The sequence below is a fragment of the Phenylobacterium sp. genome, from assembly GCF_030693805.1.
GTDB lineage: Bacteria > Pseudomonadota > Alphaproteobacteria > Caulobacterales > Caulobacteraceae > Phenylobacterium.
The window spans coordinates 1-9,669 of the sequence record NZ_JAUXZW010000317.1; the positions used below are offsets into that span (position 1 = coordinate 1).

The 9,669-nt window shown below is 68.7% G+C and carries 11 protein-coding genes and 1 pseudogene; 6 read left to right on the forward strand and 6 right to left on the reverse strand.

Annotation, left to right across the window (positions count from 1 at the left end; translation table 11 throughout):
• From Q8M88_RS12435 to Q8M88_RS12445, 3 genes and pseudogenes are all read left to right on the forward strand, one after another.
• Positions 1–401, forward strand: a pseudogene (locus Q8M88_RS12435) (PLP-dependent aminotransferase family protein); the annotation flags it as partial.
• Positions 402–513: 112 nt separating this feature from the next.
• Positions 514–1,158, forward strand: a complete 645-nt coding sequence (locus Q8M88_RS12440) for a superoxide dismutase (RefSeq protein WP_305597475.1) — start codon at positions 514–516, stop codon at positions 1,156–1,158.
• A 155-nt stretch (positions 1,159–1,313) separates the two neighbouring features.
• Positions 1,314–2,537: an MFS transporter gene (locus Q8M88_RS12445; RefSeq protein WP_305597476.1), complete on the forward strand. Its 1,224-nt coding sequence runs from the start codon at positions 1,314–1,316 to the stop codon at positions 2,535–2,537.
• 184 nt (positions 2,538–2,721) lie between these two features.
• Here the strand turns inward: Q8M88_RS12445 and Q8M88_RS12450 are convergent, their stop codons facing one another.
• A complete protein-coding gene (locus Q8M88_RS12450; protein ID WP_305597477.1) occupies positions 2,722–3,015 on the reverse strand; it encodes a hypothetical protein in 294 nt (97 codons plus the stop codon).
• Positions 3,016–3,091: 76 nt separating this feature from the next.
• On the opposite strand from Q8M88_RS12450, the gene Q8M88_RS12455 reads away from it, so the two are divergent.
• From Q8M88_RS12455 to Q8M88_RS12465, 3 genes are all read left to right on the forward strand, one after another.
• Positions 3,092–4,084 (forward strand): YafY family protein, encoded by a 993-nt coding sequence (locus Q8M88_RS12455; protein ID WP_305597478.1) that lies wholly within the window; start codon positions 3,092–3,094, stop codon positions 4,082–4,084.
• 66 nt (positions 4,085–4,150) lie between these two features.
• Positions 4,151–4,354, forward strand: a complete 204-nt coding sequence (locus Q8M88_RS12460) for a hypothetical protein (RefSeq protein ID WP_305597479.1) — start codon at positions 4,151–4,153, stop codon at positions 4,352–4,354.
• A gap of 70 nt (positions 4,355–4,424) precedes the next feature.
• Positions 4,425–5,198 carry an enoyl-CoA hydratase/isomerase family protein gene (locus Q8M88_RS12465; RefSeq protein ID WP_305597480.1) on the forward strand — a complete coding sequence of 258 codons (774 nt, stop codon included), beginning with the start codon at positions 4,425–4,427 and terminating at the stop codon, positions 5,196–5,198.
• A gap of 6 nt (positions 5,199–5,204) precedes the next feature.
• On the opposite strand, the gene urtE is transcribed toward Q8M88_RS12465, so the two are convergent.
• From urtE to Q8M88_RS12490, 5 genes are all read right to left on the reverse strand, one after another.
• On the reverse strand, positions 5,205–5,921 hold the full coding sequence (gene urtE, locus Q8M88_RS12470; RefSeq protein WP_305597481.1) for an urea ABC transporter ATP-binding subunit UrtE: 717 nt from the start codon (positions 5,919–5,921) through the stop codon (positions 5,205–5,207).
• Positions 5,918–6,679 carry an urea ABC transporter ATP-binding protein UrtD gene (gene urtD / locus Q8M88_RS12475; protein ID WP_305597482.1) on the reverse strand — a complete coding sequence of 254 codons (762 nt, stop codon included), beginning with the start codon at positions 6,677–6,679 and terminating at the stop codon, positions 5,918–5,920. Before urtD ends, urtE begins: the two co-directional genes overlap by 4 nt.
• Positions 6,676–7,740, reverse strand: coding sequence for an urea ABC transporter permease subunit UrtC (gene urtC / locus Q8M88_RS12480; RefSeq protein WP_305597483.1), 1,065 nt, complete (start codon positions 7,738–7,740; stop codon positions 6,676–6,678). Before urtC ends, urtD begins: the two co-directional genes overlap by 4 nt.
• A 10-nt stretch (positions 7,741–7,750) precedes the next feature.
• Positions 7,751–8,641 carry an urea ABC transporter permease subunit UrtB gene (urtB, locus tag Q8M88_RS12485; protein ID WP_305597484.1) on the reverse strand — a complete coding sequence of 297 codons (891 nt, stop codon included), beginning with the start codon at positions 8,639–8,641 and terminating at the stop codon, positions 7,751–7,753.
• A 36-nt stretch (positions 8,642–8,677) separates the two neighbouring features.
• The coding region (locus Q8M88_RS12490) for a transporter substrate-binding protein (RefSeq protein ID WP_305597485.1) at positions 8,678–9,669 on the reverse strand (992 nt) is incomplete at its 5' end.

Sequence of the window (9,669 nt, forward strand, 5' to 3'; positions counted from 1 at the left end):
CCTCGGCGGCCATGGCCTCGCCGCTCACCGCCGCCATCGCCACCCGCTGGATCGAGACCGGCGCGGCGGCCGCCGTCACCGCGGCCCTGCGCGTCGAGGCCAAGGCCCGACACGCGATCGCCCTACGCCGGCTCCCTTCCGAGCTGGTGCAGGCCGACGCCGACGCCTTCCATCTGTGGCTGACCCTGCCAGAGGGATGGACGCGCGGCGAATTCGTCGGCCGGCTGGGAGCGGCAGGCGTCGGCGTGGTGCCCAGCGACGCCTTCAGCCTCGGGGCGGCGCCGGAGGCGGTCCGGATCGGCCTGGGCGGGCCCGCCAGCCGCGCTGACGTCGAACGTGCCCTGGGCCTCGTCGCCGGCCTGTTGGAAGCGGCCCCCCAGGTCACCGCTTCCGTCGTCTGAGCGGGGCGCGTGGTGCGCCGCGGCGGAACATCGGCGGGCACGGTCCGTTGAGAGTTGGCGGTGATCGAGCGCGTGGCGCGCCCGTTTCCGCCTTCCCAACCGGAGTTCCAGCATGTTCGTTCTGCCTCCCCTGCCGTACGCCTATGACGCGCTCGCCCCGATCCTCGGAGAGCCGACGCTGCGCACCCACCATGACAAGCATCACGCCCGCTACGTCGAGGTGACCAACACCCTGCTGACCGAAGCCGGCGCCAAGCCGCGGAGCCTGGAGCAGGTGATCCGCGACGCCGCCGCCAAGGGCGAGCGCAAGCTGTTCAACAACGCGGCCCAGGCCTGGAACCACGCCTTCTTCTGGGAGTGCATGACGCCGACCTTCGTCGCGCCGTCGGGCGGGCTGGCGCAGGCCATCGAAACGTCTTTCGGCGGCATGGAGGGGCTGAAAGCGAAGTTCGTCGACGAGGGCTTCAACCACTTCGCCTCGGGCTGGGCCTGGCTGGTCGCCGAGAAGGGCGAACTGTCGGTGATCTCCACCCACGACGCCGACACCGCGGTGACCCGCGACGGCGTCACCCCGATCCTGGTCTGCGACGTGTGGGAGCACGCCTATTCCCTCGACTATAAGAACGACCGGAAGGCGTTCCTCGAGCAGTGGTGGGCCAAGCTGGTCAACTGGCGCTTCGCCGAGGCGCAGTTCGCCGCGGCCGACGGCCAGGGCGAAGCCTACCGCTATCCCGAAGCGGCCAAAGCTGCGGCCTGATACAGTTTAACTGATACGGCGGGCGCTTGCGCCCGCCGAGCCTCCGGCTGCACAATAGGGCCGGCGTCGCTGACGGGGACGCCGGAACTCCATTCCCACACGAAGGCGCACCGCGTTGCGGTGCACGCCGTCGCGCCAGCCGGACAACGCCGCTCATGACCAGCGCGCCTGCGGACCCGCCGGCCCCGCCGCATTCGCAGTGGGCCGGCCCGGTGCTGCTGCTGATCGTGTTCCTGAGCCTCATCGGCTTTGGCGTGGTGATCCCGTTGCTGCCGTTCTACGTGATCGTCTTCGACGCCCCGCCCTGGCAGGTGACGCTGATGTTCGCGACCTTCTCGCTGGGCCAGTTCCTGGGCGAGCTGACCTGGGGCCCGCTGTCGGACCGCGTCGGCCGGCGGCCCGTGCTGCTGATCACCATCTTCGTCTCGGCGTTGGGATATCTGGGCCTGGCGTTCGCGCCGAACATCTGGCTGGCGATCCTGGCGCGGGCCATCGCCGGCTTCTTCAGCGGCAACATCTCGGTCATCCAGGGCTACATCGTCGATGTGACGCCCGAGGAGCGCCTGGCCGGGCGACTCGGCATGATCGGCGCAGCATTCAGCGTGGGCTTCGTCGTCGGCCCTTCGCTGGGTGGCCTGCTGGCGAACCCGGACCTGGGGGCCGCGGGCTTGCGTCCGCCGCTGCTGGTCGCAGGCGTGCTCTGCGTGCTCGCCGGAATCTGCATCATGATGTTCGTGCCGGAGAGCCTGCGCGAAGGCGCGCACCGTCAGCGCAGCGTCGGGCCGGTGAGTGCGCTGAAGCATGCACTTGGCGATCCGGTGCTGCGGCGTCTGGTGATGGCCACCTTTGTGCTGTTCGCCGCCTTCTCGGCCATGTGGTCGACTGTAGGGCTTTGGGGCCGCGCCCGCTTCGACTGGGAGCCGCGGGAAATCGGCGTGGTGATGGCGATGACCGGCGTAGGCGGCGCGCTGTGCCAGGGATTCCTCTCCGGCTACCTGGTCAGGCGGATCGGCGCGCGGGTGACCGTGGTGCTGGGACTGGGCGCCTGCTCTCTCGCCATGGCCTTGCAGTCGGTGGCCGGGCCCGTCGCCCTGGCCGTCGCCTGCGTCGTCGCGGCGGTGATGTGCCACGCGGTGGCGATGCCGGCGATGACGTCGCTGGTGTCACACGCAGCGCCCCGGGACGGGCAGGGCGCGACACTGGGAGCGATCAATGCGGCCGGCGCCTTCGCCAGGGTGGTCGGCCCGGTGGTCGCCGGCGTGCTGTTCTCCATGATCGGATCGCACGCGCCGATCATGTTCGCCTCAGCCGGCATGTTGCCGGCGCTGTGGCTGATCTGGCGCGCGAAGACGAATTCGATGCCGGAGCCGCGCCTCTAGGCCAAATGCAGGACGCGACCGAGCAGCCATAGCGCCACCAGGCCCGCGAGGGCGGCCGGAGCCATCCACGGCCGCAGTCGGACCGCTTCACGGGGAGAATCAGCCGTCGGGGGGCGCATGCCTGCGAGGTCGACAGCCATGGGCGCGCGTCTGCGTCGCATCTGGGAAGCTCCTAACGTCGACCTTAAGCCGCGAGTCGGCGCGCGGAGTCGAGCACCTGGATAATCTGTCCTTCGCGCTCATTCCACAGAATGCTGACCGTGGCCGCCCGAGCGGCCGTGTCGCCGAGGCTGTCGCGCACCTCCGCCTCATGCAGACGCGCGTCGCTGATGCGCATCAATGTGCGTCCGCCGCCCAGATCCTGCTGGACGTCGGAGTAGCGCAATACGGCGTCGATCACCGCGCCGGACAGCGGGCGCAGGCGCACCGGAGGGCGGGCGGCGGGGGCCTTGGTGCGGCGGCGGGCGGGCTTGAACATGGGCTTGTTCCCGGTTGCGGTTGACCTGGCCCTCAGGTCTGATCGGCCCCCACGACAGAATCGGACGCAAGCTCCCATGCGACATGAAAAGGCGACCCAGGTGCTGGAGTTGGCGCGCCTGCTGTCCAGCACCGCAGAGGGTCTGACCCTCGACGAGATGGCCGAGCGGATGGGCGTCGGACGGCGCACGGCCGAGCGCATGCGTGATGCTGTGCGAGAGCTGTTCCCGCAGCTCGAGGAGATCGAGGATCCGCCGACGCGCCGCTTCCGCATCGCCGCCGGCCTGGACGGCCTCTACCAGGCGCCCAGCGCCGACGAACTGGTGGCGCTGCGCACCGCCGCCGACGCCCTTGCGGCCTCCGGCGCCCAGGCTCGAGCGGCCAGCCTACGGGTGCTCGAGCAGAAGATCCTGTCGGCGACCCGCGCACCCGCGCGCCGCCGTCTGGCGCCGGATCTGGAGGCCTTGCTGCAGGCGGAGACTATCGCCGTACAGGCCGGCCCCCGTCCGTTCGAGGACGAACTGGCCCTGGCCGCGATCCGTGAGGCGGTGAAGTCGATGCGGATGATCGCCTTCCGCTACGAAGGCGGCTCCACGCCAGGGCGCACTCGGGAGGTGACGCCGCTGGGCCTGCTGTTCGGCCGCAGCAACTACCTGGTCGCCGCCGAGGCCGGCGAGGACGAGCCACGCACCTGGCGGCTTGACCGGCTGCACGACATCGAGGTGCTGGAGCGGCCGGGCGCGCGACCCGCCGGCTTTTCGCTGCAGGACTTCGCCGACGAGAGCTTCGGCATCTATCATGACGCGGTCGAGGATGTGGTGCTGCACGTCCGTCCGCATGGGGCGGAGGATGCACTGGGGTGGCGCTTCCACGCCAATCAGCTGGTCGAGCCGCTGGCGGACGGCTCGGTCCGCGTGTCGTTCCGCGCCAGCGGCATGCTGGAGCTGGCCTGGCACCTGTTCACCTGGGGCGACAAGCTGGTGATCCTGCAGCCCGAGATCCTGCGCGCGGTGATGGTCGAGCAACTGGAACTGGCGCGCGGCGTCCACGAAACGCCCGCCGTGATCTGACTACGACCGGACCTGTCGCACCCGTCCCCCACGGTCTTCCTATCGTTCAGACGAGGAGGGCAGACGATGTGGGCCGCAACCGTGGAAGTCGAGGCGCCGGCGCGATTGGGAATGGGCGCGGGAGAAACCGTCGTAGCGGCGTCCCGCTACGTCTTGGTGCTCGCCGTCTGGGCCGGCCTGGCGCTGGTGCGGCCGAAGTTGGCCTGGTCAATCTTCCGCGAGCGCCGTCCCGACTCGCCGTTGCGCAGGCGGACCCGCACGCGCGGTTGAAACGGCCCGGCCCATCCCGCATGACTGGGGCCGGATGTTGGGACGGACCCAACGCCGAGAGGGTGCGCAGATGGACTACAGAATCGATGAACTCGCCGATGGAGCGGTGTTCACCCTCACTCGGCCGCAGAAGCTGAACGCCGGCACGCTGGAGATCTGGAACTGTCTCGAGGGGTGCATCAATGCGCTGGAGGCGCGCGGCGCGCGGCTGCTGATCCTCACCGGCGAAGGCGACAAGGCGTTCTGCGCCGGCACCGACCTCGCGGAGTCCGCGGCCATGACCCGCGACGCCAGCTTCGCCAAGGGCGATCGGGTTCGCGCGCTACTGGTGCGCCTGTCCCGCTCGAAGCTGATCAGCGTCGCGGCGATCAACGGCCTGGCCTACGGCGGCGGGCTGGAGATCGCCATGGCTTGCACCTTCCGCATCGCCGCGCCGCACGTGCGGCTGTCGCTGCCGGAGGTGAAGCTGGGGGTGCTGCCGGCCTATGGCGGGACGCAGTTCCTGCCCGCCCTGGTGGGTCGCGCGCGCGCGCTGGACCTGATGCTCAGCGGCCGGCCGATCGGAGCCGAAGAGGGCCTCGCTTGGGGTCTGGTCAACAAGATCGCCGACGCCGCCACGCCGCTGGTCGACCAGGCGCTCGACTACGCGCGCACCATCACGCAGTTCAGCCCGGTGGCCATCGAGGGCATCCGCCATTGCGTGGAGGCCTCCGGCTCGACGGTCGAAGAAGCGGGCCTGAAGCTGGAGAGCCAGGAAGTGCGCCGTGTCGGCCTCAGCGACGACGCCCGTGAAGGAGTCGCGGCTTTCCTGGAAAAGCGCAAGGCGGTGTTCAGCGGCCGCTGAACCGCATCAGACGTGGATCAGATGGGCGACGTCGGCGGGGGTCTCGTCGGCGGTCCGCCCCTCGCGCACCAGCCTCCCGCGCTGCATGACGAAGTAGTGCTCGGCGAAGGCCCAGGCGAAGTCGAGGTTCTGCTCGACGATCAGGATGGCCACGCCCAGTTCGCGGCGGATGGTGGCGAGCGCCTGCTCGATCTGCTGGACGATATTGGGCTGTATGCCCTCGGTGGGCTCGTCCAGCAGCAGCAGTTGCGGGCGCCCGGCCAGGGCGCGGCCGATGGCCAACTGCTGCTGTTCGCCGCCGCTGAGCACGCCGGCCTTGCGCTGGGAGATGTCCTTCAGCTTGGGGAACAGGTCGAAGATGTAGTCGGGGACCACCTTCTCCGGCTTGTCCTTGCGTCCGGCCAGCGCCGACAGGCCGACGCTCAGGTTCTCTTCGACGGTCAAATGCGGAAACACATGCCGGCCCTGCGGCACGAAGCCGATGCCGGCCCGCGCGCGTTCGTGCGCCGCGAGGCCGGTGAGGTCCTCGCTGTTCAGGAAGATCTGGCCCTTGGTCAGGCGGAGCTGGCCGACGATGGCCTTCAGCAGGGTGGTCTTGCCGACGCCGTTGCGCCCGAGGATCGCGCCGGATGAACCGGCCTTCAGGTCCAGGGCCACGTTCCACAGCACCTGGCTCTTGCCATAGGCGGTGTCGATCGCGCGCAGGTTTAGCAGGTCGCTCATGTCTTGGGCCGTCCCAGGTAGATCGAGGCCACGTCGGGATCGCTGCGCACTTCGGCCAGCGAGCCTTCCTTGAACAGCGAGCCTTGATGGAGCACGGCCACGTGCCCGCCCAGTTGCTCGACGAAATCGATGTCGTGGTCGATGACCAGCACCGCGTGACGGCCCACCAGGCTGCGGACGATCTCGGCGGTGCGGGTGGATTCCGCCGCGCCCATGCCGGCGGTGGGCTCATCCAGCAACAGCAGCTCGGCGTCGGTGGCGACCACCATGCCGATCTCCAGCCACTGCTTCTCGCCGTGCGACAGTTCGCCGGCGAGCGTGTCGCGCCGCTCCTCAAGTCCGACCATGGCGATGACCTCCTCGGCCTTGTCGCGGGCGGCCTTGGGGGCCGCGAGCACCAGGCTGCGCCACCAGCGCCGGTCTTGCGTCGCGGCCACCACCAGGTTGTCGAACACGCTGAGGCCGACGAGTACGCCCGGCGTCTGGAACTTGCGGCAGATGCCGCGCCCGACGATGCGGTCCTCGGCCATCTTGGAGATGTCCTCCCCGCGGAACAGCACCCGCCCTGCGGTCGGCCGCACGCGGCCGATGACCGCGTCGCACATGGTCGACTTGCCGGCGCCGTTGGGGCCGATGACCACGGTCATGCTGCCGGCGCGGATGGTCAGGTCGAGGCTGTTGAGCGCCTTGAACCCATCGAAGTCGACGGTGACATTCTCGATCCGCAGCAGCGGCGGGGCTTCGACGATCGGGATCATGACAGCGCCTTCGCCGCGCGCCCGGGCAGGGTCGGCATCTTGAAACCGCCTTCGGGGAACATGCCCGCCAGCCCCTTGGGCAGCACGGTGACCACGAGGATGAACATGCCGCCCAGCATGTACAGCCAGAAGGCCGGCAGCTCGGTGGAGATCTTGTCCTTGGCGAAGTTGACCAGCAGCGCTCCGGCGACCGCGCCGATCAGGCTGGTGCGACCGCCGACCGCGGCCCAGATCACCATCTCGATGGACGGCACCACGCCGATCAGCGCCGGCGAGATCACCCCCGCATGCAGCGCGAACAGCGCGCCCGAAAGCCCGGCGAACATCGCCGCGATACTGAAGGTGACGATCTTGTAGGGGGTCGGGTCATAGCCCAGGAACCGCACCCTGTTGGTGTTGTCGCGGGTGGCCCGCAAGATCTTGCCGAAGCTGGAGTTGAGCAGCAGCGTGCCGCAGATCAGCGCGACCACCACGATGGCCAGCGTCGCCCAGTAGAGGCCGTGGCTGACCGCCTCGTCGTTCAGGTTGAACCCGAACAACGTCTTGTAGTTAGTCAGGCCGTTGAAGCCGCCGGTCATCGCCTGCTGGCTGATCAGCAGGGTGGCGAAGGCCAGCGCCAGCGCCTGGGTGATCAGCGCGAAATACACCCCGCCGATACGCCGGCGGAACACCAGCCAGCCGAAGGCGGCGGCGACCAGCGCCGGCACAATCAGCACGCCCAGGATCATCACCAGCGGATTGCGGAACACCTCCCACCACCAGGGCAGGGCCTTGACGCCGGACCAAACCATGAAGTCGGGCATGACCTCGCCGGTCTCGAGGCCGACGAGCTTCAGGTGCATGGCCAGCACATAGCCGCCCAGCCCGAAGAACACGCCCTGGCCGAGGCTGAGGATGCCGCCCTGGCCCCAGATCAGCACCAGCCCCATGGCGGTCAGCGACAAGGCCAGAAAGCGGCCCGTCAGGCTGAGGTCATAGCTGGAGAGGTAGGTCGGCGCCGCGGCGGCCAGGAGCACCAGGAGGGCGCAGCCCACGGCCTTGATGAGCATGGAGGACGACATGGGGAACTCGCTAGTCGTCCAGTGCGCGCGAGCGCACCGCGACGACGCCTTGGGGGCGGAACTGCAGGAACAGGATGACGAACAGCAGGGTGATGACGGTGGAGAAGCTGACGTCGACGAAGATCTGGGCCAGGGCGGAAACCAGGCCGATCAGGATGGCTGCGATCGCCGTGCCGGCGATGCTGCCGAGACCGCCCAGGATGACCACCAGGAAGGCGGTGACGATGTAGCTTTGCCCGACGGTAGGCGTCACCGGGCCCAGCAGGGCGAGGATCACGCCCGCCAGGCCCGCGACGCCCGAGCCCAGAGCGAAGACGAACATGTCGACGTGGCGCACATTGACGCCGATCGCCGCCGCCGTGGCGCGGTCTTGATTGGCGGCGCGCACCAGCAGCCCGATCCGGGTCTTGGTGAGCAGCAACGCCAGAGCGCCCAGCGCCAGGCCTGCGACGAGCATGATGAACAGGCGGGTGACCGGCATGGACTGGCCGCCGATGTCGATGGCGCCGGCCATCCACGGCGGTGCGGTCACCGAGACGCCCGTGGCGCCGAACAGGTCGCGCGCCGCCTGCTGGGCGATGAGGCTGACGCCCCAGGTTGCGAGCAGGGTTTCAAGAGGGCGCTCCGCCAGGCGGCGGACGATGGTGGTCTCCAGCACGGCGCCCAGGACGCCGCCGACCACCAGGGCCGCAAGCATGGCGGCCGGAATCCCGAGGGGCCCGGGGACGACCTTGATCGTGAGGTAGGCGACGTAGCCGCCGAACATCACGATCTCGCCGTGGGCCATGTTGATGACCCGCATCAGCCCGAAGCTGAGAGCCAGGCCCAGCGCCGCCAGGATGTAGATGGAGCCGACGCTCAGGCCGTTGAAGATCTGGCCGATGAGGAAGCCGATATCCATGATTACTGTCCCGGAGGCGCTGGGTTTAAGCGAGGACTAGCCGATGACGCAGGTCTTGCCGGGGAAGGCGACCGGATCATACGGGTCGGGCGCGATCGGCGCGGTCGAGGTCCAAAGGATCTTGAACTGGCCGGCCGCGTCGGCTTCGCCGATGTAGCCGGTCTGCGTCAGGCTGTTGTTGGTCGCGAACTTGACCGGGCCGAGGGGCGAGGGGATCGCGTCCATGGCCACGGCCGCGGCGCGCACCTTCGCCGGGTCGAAGTCGCCGGCTTTCTCGACGGCCGCCTTCCAGGCGTAGACGTCCAGGTAGCCGTGGATCATCGGGTCGGTCATTACCGCGTCGGCCCCGAACTTCGCCTTGTAGGCGGCGATGAACTTGGCGTTTTCGGGATTTTCCAGGGTCTGGAAGTAGTTCCAGGCCGCATAGGAGCCCTTCACCAGCTCAGGCCCCATGGCCTTGGCTTCTTGTTCGCCGATCGAGAACGACATCACCGGGATCTTGTCCGGGCTCATGCCGGCGGCGGCCATCTGCTTGAAGAAGGCGACGTTGGAGTCGCCGTTCAGCGTGTTGAAGATCAGGTCCGGCTTCGCGGCCTTGATCTTGGCGATGACGCCCGAGAACTCGGTGCCCCCCAGCGCCTGGTATTCTTCACCCGCCACCTTCAGGCCGTCGGCCGTGATGTGCTTGGCCAGGATCAGGTTGGCGGTACGCGGATAGACGTAATCGGAACCAACCAGGAAGAAGGTCTTGTAGCCCTTGCCCTTGGCCCAGTCGTAGGCCGGCAGGGCCTGCTGGTTGGGCTGGGCGCCGGAGTACATGATGTTCGGCGAGCACTCGTTGCCCTCGAACTGCACCGGATACCAGAGCAGGTTCTTGGACTTCTCGAATACCGGCAGCATCGCCTTGCGGCTGGCCGAGGTCCAGCCGCCGAAGACGGTGGCGACCTTGTCGGACTCCACCAGCTTGGTGGCCTTCTGGGCGAAGATCGCCGGGTCGGACGCGCCGTCCTCGACCACCGCCTCGATCT